This window comes from Bradyrhizobium sp. 21 (genome assembly GCF_023073335.1).
In the GTDB taxonomy this organism is placed as follows: Bacteria; Pseudomonadota; Alphaproteobacteria; order Rhizobiales; family Xanthobacteraceae; genus Bradyrhizobium.
The window spans coordinates 314341-330476 of record NZ_JADPJG010000035.1 but is presented as its reverse complement, the minus strand read 5'-3'; the positions used below and the strand labels follow the sequence as shown (position 1 = coordinate 330476).

Annotated in this window: 15 protein-coding genes and 1 tRNA gene; 4 read left to right on the top strand and 12 right to left on the bottom strand. The window is 64.4% G+C overall.

Annotation, left to right across the window (positions count from 1 at the left end; translation table 11 throughout):
- Positions 1-359: 359 nt before the first annotated feature.
- From ptsN to IVB31_RS30195, 10 genes are all read right to left on the bottom strand, one after another.
- The gene (ptsN, locus tag IVB31_RS30240; RefSeq protein ID WP_027514736.1) at positions 360-821 is read right to left on the bottom strand and encodes a PTS IIA-like nitrogen regulatory protein PtsN; all 462 of its coding nucleotides are present in this window, start codon (positions 819-821) and stop codon (positions 360-362) included.
- A gap of 222 nt (positions 822-1043) precedes the next feature.
- Complete coding sequence (gene raiA, locus IVB31_RS30235) at positions 1044-1643, bottom strand: ribosome-associated translation inhibitor RaiA (protein WP_247331451.1); 600 nt, start codon at positions 1641-1643, stop codon at positions 1044-1046.
- Positions 1644-1726: 83 nt separating this feature from the next.
- A complete protein-coding gene (rpoN, locus tag IVB31_RS30230; RefSeq protein WP_247331449.1) occupies positions 1727-3340 on the bottom strand; it encodes an RNA polymerase factor sigma-54 in 1614 nt (537 codons plus the stop codon).
- A gap of 91 nt (positions 3341-3431) precedes the next feature.
- Positions 3432-4433, bottom strand: a complete 1002-nt coding sequence (gene lptB / locus IVB31_RS30225) for an LPS export ABC transporter ATP-binding protein (protein WP_247331446.1) — start codon at positions 4431-4433, stop codon at positions 3432-3434.
- Between the two features lie 249 nt (positions 4434-4682).
- The gene (locus tag IVB31_RS30220) at positions 4683-5420 is read right to left on the bottom strand and encodes an LptA/OstA family protein (protein ID WP_247331444.1); all 738 of its coding nucleotides are present in this window, start codon (positions 5418-5420) and stop codon (positions 4683-4685) included.
- Between the two features lie 5 nt (positions 5421-5425).
- Entirely contained in the window at positions 5426-6148 is a 723-nt protein-coding gene (lptC, locus tag IVB31_RS30215; RefSeq protein WP_247331442.1) for an LPS export ABC transporter periplasmic protein LptC, read from the bottom strand.
- 141 nt (positions 6149-6289) lie between these two features.
- Positions 6290-6904, bottom strand: coding sequence for a ribonuclease D (locus tag IVB31_RS30210; RefSeq protein ID WP_247331439.1), 615 nt, complete (start codon positions 6902-6904; stop codon positions 6290-6292).
- A 207-nt stretch (positions 6905-7111) separates the two neighbouring features.
- On the bottom strand, positions 7112-8632 hold the full coding sequence (locus IVB31_RS30205; protein WP_247331437.1) for a 4-amino-4-deoxy-L-arabinose transferase: 1521 nt from the start codon (positions 8630-8632) through the stop codon (positions 7112-7114).
- Positions 8629-10152: a hypothetical protein gene (locus IVB31_RS30200; protein ID WP_247331435.1), complete on the bottom strand. Its 1524-nt coding sequence runs from the start codon at positions 10150-10152 to the stop codon at positions 8629-8631. Before IVB31_RS30200 ends, IVB31_RS30205 begins: the two co-directional genes overlap by 4 nt.
- Positions 10153-10463: 311 nt before the next feature.
- Positions 10464-10550: transfer RNA gene (locus IVB31_RS30195), tRNA-Leu, on the bottom strand.
- Positions 10551-10700: 150 nt separating this feature from the next.
- On the opposite strand from IVB31_RS30195, the gene IVB31_RS30190 reads away from it, so the two are divergent.
- A complete protein-coding gene (locus IVB31_RS30190; RefSeq protein ID WP_247331433.1) occupies positions 10701-11666 on the top strand; it encodes a complex I NDUFA9 subunit family protein in 966 nt (321 codons plus the stop codon).
- A gap of 173 nt (positions 11667-11839) precedes the next feature.
- Here IVB31_RS30190 and IVB31_RS30185 read toward each other — a convergent pair whose 3' ends face one another.
- On the bottom strand, positions 11840-12646 hold the full coding sequence (locus IVB31_RS30185; RefSeq protein WP_247331431.1) for an undecaprenyl-diphosphate phosphatase: 807 nt from the start codon (positions 12644-12646) through the stop codon (positions 11840-11842).
- Positions 12647-12814: 168 nt separating this feature from the next.
- Here IVB31_RS30185 and IVB31_RS30180 point away from each other — a divergent pair, with 168 nt between their 5' ends.
- The 3 genes from IVB31_RS30180 to IVB31_RS30170 all read left to right on the top strand — a co-directional run bounded on the left by IVB31_RS30180 (position 12815) and on the right by IVB31_RS30170 (position 15613).
- The gene (locus tag IVB31_RS30180) at positions 12815-13507 is read left to right on the top strand and encodes a glutathione S-transferase family protein (RefSeq protein ID WP_247331428.1); all 693 of its coding nucleotides are present in this window, start codon (positions 12815-12817) and stop codon (positions 13505-13507) included.
- Complete coding sequence (gene queG, locus IVB31_RS30175) at positions 13456-14631, top strand: tRNA epoxyqueuosine(34) reductase QueG (protein WP_247331425.1); 1176 nt, start codon at positions 13456-13458, stop codon at positions 14629-14631. Before IVB31_RS30180 ends, queG begins: the two co-directional genes overlap by 52 nt.
- A gap of 184 nt (positions 14632-14815) precedes the next feature.
- Positions 14816-15613, top strand: a complete 798-nt coding sequence (locus IVB31_RS30170) for an acyl-CoA thioesterase domain-containing protein (RefSeq protein ID WP_247331423.1) — start codon at positions 14816-14818, stop codon at positions 15611-15613.
- A 10-nt stretch (positions 15614-15623) separates the two neighbouring features.
- Here the strand turns inward: IVB31_RS30170 and IVB31_RS30165 are convergent, their stop codons facing one another.
- Positions 15624-16091, bottom strand: a complete 468-nt coding sequence (locus IVB31_RS30165; RefSeq protein ID WP_247331421.1) for a nuclear transport factor 2 family protein — start codon at positions 16089-16091, stop codon at positions 15624-15626.
- Between the last annotated feature and the right edge of the window lie 45 nt (positions 16092-16136).

Genomic DNA, 16136 nt, shown 5'->3' with positions numbered 1-16136 from the left:
TAGAGTTTCAAGCGGGCACGCCCTCGAAGGAAGGCGTGCCCGTTTTATTTTGTGCGATGATGTTTCCGCATCGTCGTTGCGAGTGTAGCGAAGCAATCCAGAGTCCCTCCGCGGAAAGATTCTGGATTGCTTCGCTGCGCTCGCAATGACGGAGTGTGAAGCTACGGCGTGCTAAACTCTGTCCCGGACGCGCTGCAGCGTGCAACGCTGCCGCGCAGAGCCGGGACCCAGACAGCAACAGGCACAATGTGGCGACATGGGCCCCGGCTCTGCAGCGCATCGTCGAAGAGACGCTGCGCTGCGTCCGGGGCACGAGAGCGAGTTACGACGCGCGCTCTCTCGCAGTCAGCAATGACGGATTACGCCGCGGTCGCCGGCGGCAGCGCCAGCACCGAATAGATCGCCTGGGCATCGCGCGAGGCGCGGAGCTTCTTGGCGATGTCCTGGTCGCGCAGCAGGCGGGCGATGCGGGCGAGCGCCTTGAGGTGATCGGCGCCGGCGCCCTCGGGGGCGAGCAGCAGGAAGACGAGATCGACCGGCTGGCCGTCCATCGATTCGAAATCGATCGGGCGATCGAGACGCGCGAACAGGCCGAAGATCTTTTCCAGCTTGGGCAGCTTGCCGTGGGGAATGGCGACGCCGTAGCCGACCGCGGTGGTGCCGAGCTTCTCACGCTGCAGCAGCACCTCGAACACGGAGCGCTCGTTCTGGCCGGTCAGCTCGGCCGCCTTGGCGGCGAGCTCCTGGAGCGCCTGCTTCTTGCTGTTGACCTTCAATGCCGGGAGAATCGCCTCGGGTGCGACCAGATCGGTAATCGGCATGGAAGGTTTCCGAGGTGAATTAAACCGTCAGGTTCCGAATTGGCCTTCTTGGTAGACCAAGTTGGGCCGGCGTCAATAACATGAAGCAGGAGGCGGACTTAGCCCCGGTCCTGATGTGGGGCGCTTCTACTCCAACGCAATCCCGGTGCCAACTCCCGCGTGCGGCTTTGCCACGGTCATTGTTAAGACCTGCGGATGCTACGGGGGATCGCTTGCGCGGGCCTAACCGCCCGATTTGCCGCCGGGCGGGTCGATCCAGCCCACATTGCCGTCGGCCCGGCGGTAGATGATGTTCACCCGGCCCGAAGAACCATGCTGGAATACCAAGCAGGGTGCCCCGCTGAGGTCGAGTTCCATGACGGCCTCGCTCACCGAAAGCTGCTTCAGGGAAGTGGTGGCTTCGGCGATGATCACGGGGCTGTAGCCGGTGACCTCGTCCTCGTCCTCACCCTCGCCCGGCGCTTCCAGCACGTAGCTCGTGGCATCCATGGCGGCGAGCGCGGCGGAGGCGACATGGGCCTTGCGGGCGGAGCGGTCCTTGAGCCGGCTCTTGTAGCGCTTGAGCCGCTTCTCGATCATCACCAGCGCCTGGTCGGCGCTGGCATAGGCGTCCGGCGCGTTCGAATCGGCCTCCAGCGTAATTCCCGAATCGAGGTGCAGCGCACAGTCGGTGCGGAAGCCGAAGCCGTCCTTGCTGAGCGTGATGTGCCCGGAATAGTTGCCGTCGAAATATTTACGCAGGACCTCTTCGGTCCGGTCGGAAACGCGGCCGCGCAGGGCCTCGCCGACGCTGACGCTCTTTCCCGAGATTCTGAGAGTCATGTGATGCCTCGCTTGGTTCAAGTGCCTAGCTTGGATCGGCCTCGATAAGAGATCGAGACTAGCGCGATTTCGCGCCAGCGCAATCAGGCCAGCTCGGTGTTGCGGGAGCGATCGGACATTGCGGTGGAGATGACGTTACCAAGAGCGCTCTGCTTGTCGCGGCGGCGTTGCACCGAGGACGGAATGCGCATGGCTTCGCGGTACTTCGCGACCGTGCGGCGGGCAATGTCAATGCCCGAGGCGCGCAAGCGTTCCACGATGGTGTCGTCCGACAGGATCGCAGCCGGCGCTTCCGAATCGATCAGCTGCTTGATGTGGTGACGCACGGCTTCGGCGGAATGCGCCTCGCCGCCGTCGGCCGAGGCGATCGAGGCCGTGAAGAAATATTTCAGCTCGAACGTGCCGCGATTGGTCGCCATGTATTTGTTGGCGGTGACGCGCGACACCGTGGATTCATGCATCTGGATGGCGTCGGCGACGGCTTTCAGATTCAGCGGCCGCAGATGCGCCACGCCATGGGTGAAGAAGCCGTCCTGCTGGCGCACGATCTCGGTCGCGACTTTCAGGATGGTGCGGGCGCGCTGATCGAGCGCGCGCACCAGCCAGGTCGCGTTCTGCAGCGCGTCGGTGAAATACGACTTGTCGCCGTCCTTGCCGATCTTCTTCGACAGTTGCGAATAGTAGGTCTGGTTGACCAGCACGCGCGGCAAGGTGTCGCTGTTGAGCTCGACATGCCAGCCGCCGTCCGGGCCCGGGCGGACATAGACGTCCGGCACCATGGTCTGCATACGCGCCGAGCCGAATTTCATGCCGGGCTTGGGATTGAGCCGGCGGATCTCGCCGATCATGTCGGCGATGTCCTCGTCGTCGACGCCGCAGAGCTTGCGCAAGGCCCCGACGTCGCGCCTGGCCAGCAGATCGAGATGCTCGACCAAGGCCTGCATCGCGGGATCGTAGCGGTCGAGTTCGCGGAGCTGGATCGCCAGGCATTCGCTCAAATTGCGCGCGCAGACGCCGGGCGGATCGAATTTTTGCAGCACGGCAAGGACGTTCTCGACGTCCGCTTGCGATGCGCCAAGCCGTTCGGCGGCCTGGCCGAGATCCGGCGGCAGATAGCCGGCCTCGTCGACCAGATCGATCAAATACTGGCCGATCATGCGCTGCGCCGGCCCGGTGAAGGCAACCGAGAGCTGCTCGGCGAGATGGTCGCCGAGCGTGGTTTCCGCAGCGACGAAGGCTTCGAGATTGTAGTCCTCGTCGCTGGAGGCGCCGCCACCCCATTCGGTATAGGTGGTCGGCGCCACATCCTGTGCGTTGCGCGCGGCCGCCTCGGCGGGTTCCTCGGAGAAGACGTTGTCCAGGCCCGTGTCCAGGGTCTGCTCGATCTCGGCGCGGCTGCCGAGATCCTTGCTCATCCATTCTTCCTGGCCCGGCTCGAACGCCTCGCCCGGACCGCCGCCCGGCTCATCGTTGTGGCCACCGTCGGAATCGCCGTACGGGCCGGCCTCGGCCGGGCCCTCGCCCGCCGGCGGCTCGTCGTTAGCCCGCTCCAGCAGCGGGTTCCGCTCCAGTTCCTCTTCCACGAAGGTCGTGAGATCGAGATTGGACAATTGCAGCAGCTTGATCGCCTGCATCAACTGCGGCGTCATGACCAGCGACTGCGATTGTCGGAACTCTAATCTCTGCGTGAGCGCCATGAAGCAAGAACCGATCCCAAAAAGTTGGTCCGATTTTTGCTTATCCTACTCTCAGACTGATGTACACGGCTTGACGAATGGGAAAAAAGGGCTAGAGGCGGAATTCCTCGCCAAGGTAAAGCCGGCGAACGTCGGGATCGGCGACGATCTCATCCGGGCTCCCCTCCGTCAAGATTTCACCGGCATAGACGATGTAGGCGCGATCGGTGAGGCCCAGCGTCTCCCGAACGTTGTGGTCGGTGATCAGCACGCCGATGCCGCGATTGGTGAGATGGCGGACGAGGTCCTGGATGTCGCCGACCGCGATCGGATCGATGCCGGCAAAGGGCTCGTCGAGCAGCATGTAGTTCGGACGCGTCGCCAGCGCGCGCGCGATCTCGACGCGGCGGCGCTCACCGCCTGACAGCGCGATCGACGGCGATTTTCGCAGGCGCGTGATGTTGAATTCGTCGAGCAGCGAGTCCAGCTGCTGCTCGCGCTTCTTGCGCGAGGGTTCCACCACTTCGAGCACGGCGCGGATGTTCTGCTCGACGGTGAGGCCGCGGAAGATCGAGGCCTCCTGCGGCAGATAGCCGATGCCGAGGCGCGCGCGCTGATACATCGGCAGCTTGGTGACGTCGTGGCCGTCGAGCTCGATCGCGCCGCGGTCGGCCTTGATCAGGCCGGTGATCATGTAGAACACGGTGGTCTTGCCGGCGCCGTTCGGACCCAGCAGACCGACGGCTTCGCCGCGGCGCACATAGATGCTGACCCCGCGCACGACCTGGCGGCTGCCGAAACTCTTTTCCACGCTATGCACAGCCAGGAAGCCCGGCCGCTTCAGAAGCTGGGGCCCGCCGGCGCCATTGGGCCTGGCTGTGGCGACAGCTTTGGGCGGCTGAGCCGCCGCCTGCCGCGGCCGCTGGGGAGCCTCGAGGCCGTACGGGTCAGAGGCCTGCATGGGCTGGTCACGGGCAATCGGCGGCGCATCCCGCACCGGGCTGGTCACCAGACCGCCGACGCTGTCACCGAGCGCGGTGATGTCCTGACGCGCAAATCCTGGCCGGCCGCGCTTGGCGGGGCGCCGACGGAACATGCTGAAGAGATCGACCATCCCCGCCTTCTAGCCTTCCAAGGTGATCCTGCGCGATACCCGCGCGATCTGCCGCACCGGCTTTTCGATTCGCCGACACAGCATGAGTGAAGGGATGTCTCATGCCCAGTGAAACACGCCCGAAAAGCGGCGGACCCCGCTTCGAAAGCCCTTTTCGAAAGCCCTTGGCGCTAGATACAGTCTCGCCAGGCAAGCTTCAACCTCGGATCGGGAGCATCCAGCTCAAGCCGTTGAAATCGCGCCTGGAAGTTACTTTTTACCGACACCGGGCAATTGCAGCGGCGAGCCTATGCCGGGCTTGGCCGGAGCGGCGGGACTACCCGATCCGCAATCGTTGCCGGCGCCCTGCGGCAGCAGGACCTGAACCCGGCCGGTGTCGGATTCCACCCGCGACACGCCGGTCGTCATGTCGACTTTCAGCCGGTCGCCACGCATGACGTTCTTGCACTGCGTCAGAACCACTTGGCCCGAGCCACCGCCGAGCATGGTGATGAGGTTGGTTTTGGTGTCGAACACGGCGGTCTCGCCTGTCACCACCTGGTCCTTCTGGGTGACCACGACATTGCCGTGCGCTTCCAGCCGCTTGATCGACGAGCTGCCGCCCGGCCCCGGCTGCGCCGACTGCATCGGCGCCGACTTAGCGCCCTTGGCTGGCGCGGGCTGCGGCGTTGCCGGCTTGTCGCCGCCACCCGATTCGTAGAACACCACCAGCGTCTTCGAGGTCATGGTGGTGTCCCCCTGGATGACCTTCACATTGCCGGAGAAGGTCGCCTCCTTCTTCTTGTCGCGCATCTCGAGCGAGGCAGCCTCGATCTGGATCGGCTGATCGCGATTCTGCGAGAAGCCTTGCATTGCGTTGGGCACGCCCTGCGTCACGGCTTGCGCGAGTCCCGAAGCCGTTGTGACCAGCGTGATCCCCAGGACAAGCAAGGCCGCACCGAGGAAGGCGCGCCACTTGGCATCGTTACGCGGAAAAAACCTGATCATGAAAATCACTTTGAATTGGCAGATTTGTTCTTGGACTTCGGCGGCGGCGGTGCGGGCTCGACCGGCGCAGGCTGAGCGGCGACAGGGTCGTCCAGCTTGTCGAGATGCATCACCACATTGCCCTCGAAGCGGATGACGTCGCCGCCTTCCGTGATGCGCAGCCGATCGGCCGTGAGCGTGCCGTTGGTCAGCTTGACGTCGACATGCTCGTCCGACGAGACCGTGCCCTTGCCCATGTCGACGAAGGCCGAGTTCAGCCGCGCCTCGTAACCGGTCGAGGTGCGCAGGAAGATGTCCTTGTGCAGGTCGAGCTGCTGCTGCTTGTTGTCGAACCTTCCGGTGCGGGCATCGAGGAACAGGAGCGATTGGTCTTCCATCAGCACTTTCGCGCGCAAATCATGGAGATCGACATGATCGGGGTCGGTGATGTCCTGCGTCGCGGTCTTGGCCCAGAGCTCGTAGGGCCGTTGATCCGGGGTGAAGCCGGACATATGCGGCGATTCCATCGTGATCTTGGTGCCCGTCACCACGAGATTTCCGGCGTCGAGTTTTACGGGAATCTGGAACGGATTGAGGAAGGTCGAGACGGCGACGATCGCAGCCATGGCCACGGCCACCGTCGCCGGCACCGCGATGCGCAGAATCCGCACCAGCCGGCTGTGGCGTGCCGCGCCGGCGAACTTCGCCGCAAGCGCGGCGTCATAGGTGGGATTCTGGGCCGAATTCACCTGGGCTCCTGAGGTGTCGCCTTGTCCGGTCGAAGGTGGCCCCATTGTAGCCGGCAACGCCAAAATATGCAGCCAGCGACAGGCCGTTACGAAAGTGTCCGAAACGGGGCGATCGCCGTAACCTGGCCGCCGGCCGACACCCTACGAATGCGCAAAAATGTCCTCTTCGGCCCAGCCCTGGAGGTCGAGCAGGGCGCGGGTCGGCAGGAAGTCGAAACAGGCTTTTGCCAGCGCGGTGCGGCCTTCCCGCGCCAGCATGGCATCGAGCCGCTCGCGCAAGGCATGCAGATGCAGCACGTCGGAAGCGGCGTAGGCGAGCTGCGGCTCGGTCAGGCTGTCGGAACCCCAATCGCTCGATTGCTGCTGCTTGGAGAGATCGACATTGAGCACCTCGCGCACGAGGTCCTTGAGGCCATGGCGGTCGGTATAGGTGCGGATCAGGCGGGAAGCGATCTTGGTGCAGTAGATCGGCCCGGTCATGACACCAAACGTCTGGTACAGCACCGCGACGTCGAACCGCGCAAAGTGGAAGATCTTCGTGATCGCGGGATTGGCCAGCAGGGCCTTCAGGTTCGGCGCGTCGGTATGCCCCTTCGGGATCTGCACCACGTCGGCGCTGCCGTCGCCGGGCGAGAGCTGCACCACGCAGAGCCGGTCGCGATGCGGGTTCAGGCCCATGGTCTCGGTGTCGATCGCCACCGCTCCGGTGTAGCGGGACAGGTCGGGCAGGTCGCCGCGGTGCAGGCGTACGGTCATGGCGTTTCAAACCTCAATCGAATCGGTGCGCTTCGGCAGGCTAATACCCGGGACAGACGCTGGCGAGGGCCGGCCGCGATGTATCCGCTGGCAGCCGCCGGCGCAAGCATTGGGCGCGGCTAGAGCCTTTCCGAATCGGAAAGGCTCTAGATTCTTGTTTTCGCGTTTTCTTAACGCGAACCGGTAGCCACTTCGCTCGAAAACGCTCTAGTAGTTCAGGCGCATCAGCACGTCGTTGATGCCGAAGGGGCTGCTGCCCGCCTCGCACGCGCCGCGCCGCACGAAGACGCAGGCTGGCTTCGCATCGCTCATCATCGCGCAACTGCGTTGCGAGAAGTCCGCCGGCAATTCGCCTGCCAGATTCACCGGGCTGATGATGCGGTTGAACTCGGCCTGGTGCGTTTTCACCAGAGCCGAAAGTCGTCCCTTGGCCAGAGGGTCGTCCGGATAAAAGGAATAGACGGGACGGCGGGCCGCGAGCTGCCCGCGCCCGGGCAAGAACGGGTCGTGCGTATTGTACAGGGCCAGACCGCAGGCGTCTGGATCGGCCTCGAGCGCCGCCGCCAACTGGGCCTCGCCCGTGCCGCGCATCCAATTGTCACGCATGATGAGCGTCGCGCCCGACAGACCGAGCGAGAGCAGCAGCCAGCCGCCACAGACGACGGGAAGCGCCCGGGAGCGCCACGCGCTGTGCCGGCGCATCATCTGCACCCAATCGGCGGAGCCGAGTGACGCCGCGATGATCAGCAGGGCGATCGACAGGAAAATGAAACGGTATTCCTTGTGCACGATCATGCTGTGAAACGCGACGTTCACGACGGCCGCGACGATCAGCAGGGGGACATGCCGCCAGCCGCGCCAGAGCGCCAACAACAGCAGCAGCGTCGTGCCCGACCACACGATAGAAGCCTGCAGGATGTAAGCGGCCGGCGGCGCGACACCGAATTCCGATGCGCGGTCATGCAGGAGGTTTAGCTGGATGTTCCGGACGAGCCACGCAAACGGCAATGAGCCGTGGATCACGTCGACGGCGCCAGACAGCACCAGGACGACGCATCCGCCCGCGACCAGGACCATCGCGTTTCGCGGATCGCGCCAGCACGCGGCCAGCGCAAACACCGCACAAGCCGGCACATATTGGAAGCGCCAGACACAGGCGAGAGCGAGCAATGCGCCTGCGGAGAACAGCCGGTTTCGCGTGGGTTCGCCCGTCAGCAGATAAGCCGCCGGCAGGATCACGGCCGTCGCCAGCGGTTCGCTCAGCGTGTGCGGCGCGTAGTAGACCAGCTCGAACCACACCGCGGCGGCAAACGCCGCAACGACGGCATGCGACCTGGAGATGCGTTCGCCGAAATGCCAGGCGGTCATGACGATGGACAGCGAGGCGAGCCCGACCATCAGGCGCGGCACGACGAAGGCGCCCCACCCGCCCGGCGCAAGCCAGTCTCCGAGCGCGACCGGCCCTGCGAACAAGGTCGGCAGAAACCAGCTCCGAATGCCGTCGCGCCATTCCCAGGTCACGACGCCCTGATGGCCAAGCAGGCGCCAGGCCGGCTCCAGATATTGATAGATCTCGTCGTTGTGAACGATGTTCGGCCAGAACGCGAGCGGCAGCCGGACCGCCGCAGCCAGCAGCAGCACTGCGCACAGGGTGCCGTAGCGTGCCGCAAAGCCTTCGGCCTCGCGGGCGGGCGCGGTGGCGGGCAGGGCTGCGGCGCTGATCGTCATTGTCTGTTGGCTTCGCCGGCAGGAACGGATTGGGGCCTGACATACACGGTCTCGTAAGCGCCGGTGTATTGCTCGCGCCAGCCTCGCCGCTCCACGAGAAACCGCCGCAGCTGTTCGTGCGTCCTGACCCACAGCACGGCGTCGATCCGGTATTTGGCGAGCACCATGTCCCACGCGGCGTCGTCGACCTCCCAGCTCACCAGCTTGAAATAGTCGCGCAGCAGATCGTCCGGATAGGCGGTCGCGGCGCGGCCGTCGACGAACGGAGGAACGGTGCCGTGCGTCCCAAAAATCAAATAGCCGCCGACGTTCCAATTGTTCACGAGCCGCGCACCGGCAAAATGCTTCTGCAGATATCCGGCGTCTTCAGCCGACAGCATCTCCGGCAGTGCGAGCGCCGGCGCGACACGCAGATAAGCCATCGGCAGCGTGCACAGACCGACGATGCCGGCGGCCAGCAAGGGTCCCCGCACGTCGAGATCGGCGAGGCGCCGAGGCAGCAGGCGGCTGAGGTGAAGCGCCATCGGCGCGGTCGAGAAGATGAAGAACAAGGCGATGTACCTGAACTGATACATTCCCAGGATCAGGAACAGCCACGACATCAATCGCGCTTCGAGCGGGATCGGTTTCGAATTCCTGAAGCGAAGCTCGAGCGCGACGAAGGCCAGCATGTACAAAATGCCGGGAAGGCTGCCCGGCATTTCCATGTTGTAATAGTAGGACTTCCATTCGCCGATATTGGCCTGGACGAAGTGCCCCATCGTCGCGGCGGCACCGGCATAGAGCGTCCAGCCGAGCGGATTGACGAATGTCGCGGCAAGGCAGCCGATTCCCGCGAGCGCAAAAATCCTGAGGTCGGCCCAGGCCGCTCTCAGCAGGGCGACGGCGAAGAAGACGCCGATCACGAAAAAGCCGAGCAGAAAACCGCCGTGCAGATTGGCCCAGAGCGCCATCAGCACGGGAAGCACGAACCATCGCGTTCGTCGCAGGCATTCCCGGTAGAAGACGACGCAGAACAGCATCGTGCATGTATTCGGCGACACCGCGAGATACATGTTCGGCGAAGCCTCGTAGGCGGGATAGAGCAGGCAGGCGAAGAAGACCGAAATGCAAACCGCGATCGCCGACGCGCCGGTGCCAAGCGAGATCGCCGTCAGGGTGCCGACAATCGCTGCGCCACAGGCCACCGTCAGCAGGACGAGGCCGCCAAAGCCCGCGTATTGAAACGTCGCACTGGCAAGTGCGTCCCACAGCCAGGACAGATTGAACCACGGCTTGTCGCCATGGGTGAGCGACCAGGGGTCCTGCAGCGGGATCGCGCTGCGTTCCCGGATCACATCTCCGGCCGTCAGATGCCAGCCCAGATCGTAGTGACCGAGCAGAAGCGGCGCGTTCAAGACGTAGAACAGGCAAATGAACGAGATCAGGAACAGATAAACTCCCGATCTCAGGAAGAACGGGCTGATCGCGTTCGCAACCTTGTCGAATGCCGGCTCGTGCCAGACCTGGTGCTGATCCACCGCTTCCCTCACGACAAAGCGAGCCCGATGGCTCCCGCGTGCCCGCCGATCGCCGGATGCGAGCCTGGCCGCTGACTTAGGGCAGTTTGTCTAAAGTGGAGTAAATTCGGATCGTGCAATCGAGGGGGTTTGGCCGGATGAAACCGGGCGGCCCCGGACGGTCAAAACCGTAATTGGCCGCCGCTCAAGAGCGTTTGGTCCGCTCGGAGAAGGAAGGGGGCGCAGAGCGCGCCGGCGCCAGAGACAGGACGGCAACGAAGCGCCGGCCTGGCGCCGATTCCGCCGTCACATCAAAGAGCTGCTGAAAAAGATGGTGCCCAGGAAAGGACTCGAACCTTCACGGCCGTTAAGCCACTGGCACCTGAAGCCAGCGCGTCTACCAATTCCACCACCTGGGCATGCCGTTTGGGGCACGGAGGCGGTTACTACGGTTCGGTGACGCGGTTGTCAATTCATGCTTGAGCCCTGCTCGGGATGCCGATTGCGCATCGCAAACCGGCCCGATACAAGCCTGATAACACGCACTCTTCCCGCAGGAATGGACTCCCATGGCATCGAATCTGGAAACTCTCGTCACGGTTTTCGGCGGATCGGGGTTTTTGGGCCGGAATGTCGTCCGCGCGCTGTGCCGGCGCGATTACCGGGTCCGGGTCGCGGTGCGGCGGCCGGAGCTGGCCGGATACCTCCAGCCCTCCGGCAAGGTCGGCCAGGTCCACACCGTGCAAGCCAATGTGCGCTATCCGGCCTCGGTCGAGGCGGCACTGCGTGATTCGGATGTCGTGATCAATCTGGTCGGCATCCTTGCCGAGGGCGGCGCGCAGACGTTCGACGCCGTCCAGGCCAACGGCGCCGAGACGATCGCCAAGGCAGCGGCCGCCGCCGGTGCCACGATGGTGCATGTCTCAGCGATCGGCGCCGACCCGGAATCGCCCTCGCGCTACGCCAAGGCCAAGGCGGCCGGCGAAGCCGCGGTCCTGGCCGCGGTGCCCTCGGCGACGATCTTCCGCCCCTCCGTGATGTTCGGTCCCGAGGACCAGTTCACCAACCGCTTCGCCGCGCTGGCGCGGATGTCGCCGGTGATGCCCCTGATCGGCGCGAGTACCCGGATGCAGCCGGTCTATGTCGGCGACGTCGCCACCGCGATCGCGGATGCCGTCGACGGCAAGGCGAGGGCGGGCGCGACCTACGAACTCGGCGGGCCGGAAGTGCTGACCATGCGCGAGATCATCGAGGCCATTCTCTCGATCGCCGAGCGCAAGCCGATGCTGGTGCCGCTGCCGTTCGGGCTGGCCCGCTTCAAGGCCAACTTCCTGCAATTCGCGCCGGGCGCGCTGAAGCTGACGCCGGACCAGGTCACGCTGCTCGCGCGCGACAATGTGGTTTCGGACGCGGCGAAGGCCGCCGGGCTAACGCTGGAAGGCCTGGGCGTCGCCGCCGACTCGCTGGAAGCGATCGCCCCGCAATATCTCTGGCGCTTCCGCGCGGCGGGTCAGTTCCAGCGCAAGAGCGCGTAACGCTCTTTTTCACCTCTCCCGCTTGCGGGAGAGGTCGATCGCGAAGCGATCGGGTGAGGGCTTTCTCCTCTTGGGGAGTCCCTTCGCGGAGGCACCCCCACCCCAACCCTCCCCCGCAAGCGGGAGAGGGAGCGCAGCACCGCCCGGGTTCACTTCAAAAGTTGAGCAGCGCCCTACCGCCCCAGCGCCAGCGCGATCAGGCCCAGCGTGCCGACGATGACGCGCCACCAGGCGAACACCACGAAGCCGTGCCGGGTGACATATCCGAGGAACGCCTTCACCACGATGATCGCGGTGATGAACGACACCACGAAGCCGATCGCCACGATGCCCATGTGGTCCATCGTCATCTCGGAGCGGTTCTTGTAGAAATCGTAGGCGAACGCGCCGATCATGGTCGGAATGGCGAGGAAGAACGAGAACTCCGCCGCCGCGCGCTTGTCGGCCCCCAGGAACATCGCCGCCACGATGCTCGCACCGGAGCGCGACACGCCCGGGATCATCGCGAGGCACTGCGCGATGCCGATGTAGAGATACATCAGCAGCGGAAACCGGGTGGCGTCGTGCTCGCGCGCCTTGAGATCGAGCTTGTCAACCCAGAGCAGGATGGCGCCGCCGACGATCAGCGAAAAGCACACCACCCACGGATTGAACAGCATGCTCTTGATGTATTTTCCGGCGACGAGACCGACGACGACAGCGGGCAGGAACGCCACCAGCACGCCGATCACGAAGCGACGCGCATAGGGATCGCCTGTGAACATGCCGATCGCGACGTCCCACAATTTCTTGAAGTACAACACGACGATCGCAAGGATCGCGCCGAGCTGGATCAGAACCGTAAACGAATCCCAGAACGCACCTTCGCCGAGATGGAAGAAGCGCTCCGCGAGGAGCAGGTGGCCCGTCGAGGACACGGGAAGGAACTCGGTCACACCCTCGATGATGCCGAGGATCACTGCCCGTATTGCATCTGACATATTACGGTCCATTTCCGCTGGAAAAGCGGGGCTCTTCTCGCCTATTCCCCCCCATGCCGCAATCGCAAAATGCGGCGTCGCACCCTTGCCTCGCGGTTTTGAAGGACTAGTGTGGCGCCGCACAAACATTGATGGATTCTTAAGCACCATCAAATAGTCAAAGGCTTCATGTTTACGTTGTTTCATCATCCGTTCTGTCCGCATTCGCGGTTCATCCGCCTGATCGCGGGAGAATACGGGCTCGACCTGAAGCTGGTCGAAGAACGCAGCTGGGAGCGGCGTGAGGCATTTCTGCTGCTCAATGCGGCGGGCACGACGCCCGTCCTGGTGGACGACGAGCAGCCGCCGATCCCGGGCGCGGCGATCATCTCCGAATATGTCGACGAGGCCTATGGCGCCGAGATGGGACCCAAGCGCCTGATGCCCGACACGATCGGCGAGCGCGTCGAGGTGCGCCGGCTGATGGCCTGGTTCAACGAAAAATTCTTCGAGGAAGTCTCCCACCCGCTCGTCACCGAGCGCATCTACAAGCGGTTCATGAGCGAGGACAATGGCGGTGGCCCGCCCTCGGCCGACGTGATGCGCGCCGCCAAGGCCAACGTGCGCTATCATCTGGCCTATATCGGCTGGCTGGCGCAGACGCGTAATTTCCTCGCCGGCGACCGGCTCACCTACGCGGATCTCGCCGCCGCGGCGCATCTCTCGGCGATCGACTATCTGGGCGACGTGCCATGGAGCGAGGACGACGCGGCAAAGGCGTGGTACGCGCGAGTGAAATCCCGCCCGTCGTTCCGTCCGCTCCTGAGCGAATGGCTGGCGGGCGTGCCGGCGTCGCGGACCTACGTGGATTTGGATTTCTGAACTCCGATCCGACCGGACTGAAGACGGCGCTTGCGCACCAAGCACGCGCGCTCGGCTTCGACTGCATCGGCATCACCGAGCCGGGCACGATCGAAAGCGCCGGCAAGCATTTCCTCGAATTCATCGCCTCCGGCGGCCATGGCGACATGGACTGGCTCGCCGCGCAGCCGGAGCGCCGGGTCGATCCGCGCGGGCTGTGGCGGGACGTACGCAGCGTCATCATGCTCGGCGTCAATTACGGCCCCGACCAGGATCCGCTCGCGATCCTGCAACAGCGCACGCGCGCGGCGATCTCGGTCTATGCGCAGGGCGACGACTATCACGACATCATCAAGAAGCGCCTCAAGGCGCTGGCGCGCTGGCTGGTGGCGACCGCACCATCGGAAGTCAAAGTGTTCGTCGACACCGCGGCGGTGATGGAGAAGCCTCTCGCACAAGCCGCGCATCTGGGCTGGCAGGGCAAGCACACCAATCTGGTCTCGCGCGAATTCGGCTCGTGGCTGTTTCTCGGCGCGATCTACACCACGCTGGAGCTGCCGCGCGACGGCGTCGAGATCGATCATTGCGGCACGTGCCGGGCCTGTCTCGACATCTGCCCGACTGCGGCCTTTCCCGCGCCCTACAAGCTCGATGCGCGGCGCTGCATCTCGTACCTCACCATCGAGAACAAGGGACCGATTCCGCGCGAATTTCGCAAAAGCATCGGCAACCGCATCTATGGCTGCGACGATTGTCTCGCGGCGTGCCCCTGGAACAAGTTCGCGCAGGAGGGCCGCGAGGCGAAGCTTGCTGCGCGCGACGAGCTGCGCGCGCCATCGCTTGCGGAGTTGTCACGGCTCGACGATGCGGCGTTTCGGGCGCTGTTCACGAAGTCGCCGGTGAAGCGCATCGGCCGCGATCGTTTTTTGCGCAACGTGCTGATTGCGATCGGCAACTCCGGCGAGGCGGAGTTGGCGGCGGAGGCGCTACGATTGCTGGATGATGCGAGCCCGCTGGTGCGGGGTGCGGCGGTGTGGGCAATGGGGCGGTTGATGTCGCGCGAAGAGTTTGAGGCTGCGAAGGCATCAGCAATGGGCAACGAGCACGACGACAGCGTGCGAGAGGAGTGGCAATCAGCCTCCTAACATTGCGCTGTCATGCCCCGCGAAGGCGGGGCATCCAGTACGCCGCGGCCCATCGGTTCAATCACTGCCGTCTCGGAATACTGGATCGCCCGGTCAAGCCGGGCGATGACAGCTGTTGTCGTGGCGAGCAGGCACGCTCTCGCCACCCTTGCTTTCCCCGCACGTTCCTTCAATCTCGCGCGTCATGACAAACATGCCTTTCTTCACCCGCGACGGCGATACATTCCATCCGACGGAAGTCGCCAACGGTCCGTGGGATCCGAAATCGCTGCACGGACGCGTCATCATCGGCCTGCTCGGCTTCGCCATCGAGGAGCGCCATTCCGGCCCTGAATTCGTGCCGGCCCGGCTCACCGTCGACATGTTTCGGCTGCCGACGATCGACAAGCCGATTGAAGTGACGACGCGGCTCGTGCGCGACGGAATGCGTATCCGTGTCGTGGAAGCAGAGTTCTTCTCCGGCGGCGTCGGCATGGCGCGCGCCTCGTGCCAGCTCCTGCGGCGAACGCAGAACCCTGAAGGCAATGTCTGGTCGCCGCCGAACTGGGACGTGCCGAAGCCCGCCGACATTCCCAAGCCGACCGATCCGCGGTTAGGAATGAACGGCAAATGGACGACGCGCCCGATCGTAGGCCACATGGGCTCGCTCGGACCGCGCCGACTGTGGATGAGCGAGGTGCGCGAGCTCGTCGCCGGCGTGCCGATGACGCCATTCGTCCGTGTCGCCACCGGCGCGGATTTCGCCAGCCCGTTCGCGAACGCCGGCGACAAGGGGCTCGGTTACATCAACAGCGACGTCACGATCTATCTGCACCGCCTGCCGGTGACGAACTGGATCGGCTTTGATGTGGTGAACCACCAGGCCACCGACGGCGTCGCGATCGGCGAATGCTGGCTCTACGACGAAGCGGGCCCGATCGGTACCGCCACGGTCGCGGCGCTGGCGCAGCGCAAGCCGATGGCGAAGCCCACGCCGCCGTAGCGCAAGGCCGTCAGGCCAAATGCCGCGTCATCTCCGGCCGCGCCTTCAATTCCGCGCCCTGCCTGGCGACAATCTTGGCGATGCGCTCGGGCGCAAACTTCAGATCGACAAAGGCCGGCGCGGTGTTGGCGACCTCGTGATAGCTGACGATCTTGCCGTCGCGAAGCGTCATGATCGCCACGCCCTCGAACATCGCCCGCGCGCCATTCGCCTCCGGCAAGGTCGAGCGATAGCTGAACGTGTAGCGCGCATAGAGCGTGGTGCCGTCGGTGACGGGATCGTGCATGTCCCAGCGGAAATCGGTCGCCGTGCGATAGAACCAGTCGTCGATCATCGCGGCGATCTTTTCGCGACCGGCGAAGGCGCCGTAGAAGACGTCGTGATAGACGCCGTCCTCGGTGAAGAGGTCGGCGAAGGCCTTTCCGTTGCGCTGCTCGACCGCGTCGCAGAAGGCACGCAGCATGGCGGTGTTGGTCATCGGCGATTCTCCCCTCCCATTCTCAGTCATGCCCCGGCTTGACCG

What these genes read in the sequence shown, in the direction of transcription:
- IVB31_RS30205 (WP_247331437.1), bottom strand. Translation starts at nt 8,632, where the DNA reads ATGACGATCAGCGCCGCAGCCCTGCCCGCCACCGCGCCCGCCCGCGAG.
- IVB31_RS30185 (WP_247331431.1), bottom strand. Translation starts at nt 12,646, where the DNA reads ATGTCAGATGCAATACGGGCAGTGATCCTCGGCATCATCGAGGGTGTG.
- queG (WP_247331425.1), top strand. Translation starts at nt 13,456, where the DNA reads ATGGCTGGCGGGCGTGCCGGCGTCGCGGACCTACGTGGATTTGGATTT.
- IVB31_RS30220 (WP_247331444.1), bottom strand. Translation starts at nt 5,420, where the DNA reads ATGATCAGGTTTTTTCCGCGTAACGATGCCAAGTGGCGCGCCTTCCTC.
- IVB31_RS30190 (WP_247331433.1), top strand. Translation starts at nt 10,701, where the DNA reads ATGGCATCGAATCTGGAAACTCTCGTCACGGTTTTCGGCGGATCGGGG.
- IVB31_RS30210 (WP_247331439.1), bottom strand. Translation starts at nt 6,904, where the DNA reads ATGACCGTACGCCTGCACCGCGGCGACCTGCCCGACCTGTCCCGCTAC.
- IVB31_RS30170 (WP_247331423.1), top strand. Translation starts at nt 14,816, where the DNA reads ATGACAAACATGCCTTTCTTCACCCGCGACGGCGATACATTCCATCCG.
- lptB (WP_247331446.1), bottom strand. Translation starts at nt 4,433, where the DNA reads ATGGTCGATCTCTTCAGCATGTTCCGTCGGCGCCCCGCCAAGCGCGGC.
- raiA (WP_247331451.1), bottom strand. Translation starts at nt 1,643, where the DNA reads ATGACTCTCAGAATCTCGGGAAAGAGCGTCAGCGTCGGCGAGGCCCTG.
- rpoN (WP_247331449.1), bottom strand. Translation starts at nt 3,340, where the DNA reads ATGGCGCTCACGCAGAGATTAGAGTTCCGACAATCGCAGTCGCTGGTC.
- ptsN (WP_027514736.1), bottom strand. Translation starts at nt 821, where the DNA reads ATGCCGATTACCGATCTGGTCGCACCCGAGGCGATTCTCCCGGCATTG.
- IVB31_RS30180 (WP_247331428.1), top strand. Translation starts at nt 12,815, where the DNA reads ATGTTTACGTTGTTTCATCATCCGTTCTGTCCGCATTCGCGGTTCATC.
- IVB31_RS30165 (WP_247331421.1), bottom strand. Translation starts at nt 16,091, where the DNA reads ATGACCAACACCGCCATGCTGCGTGCCTTCTGCGACGCGGTCGAGCAG.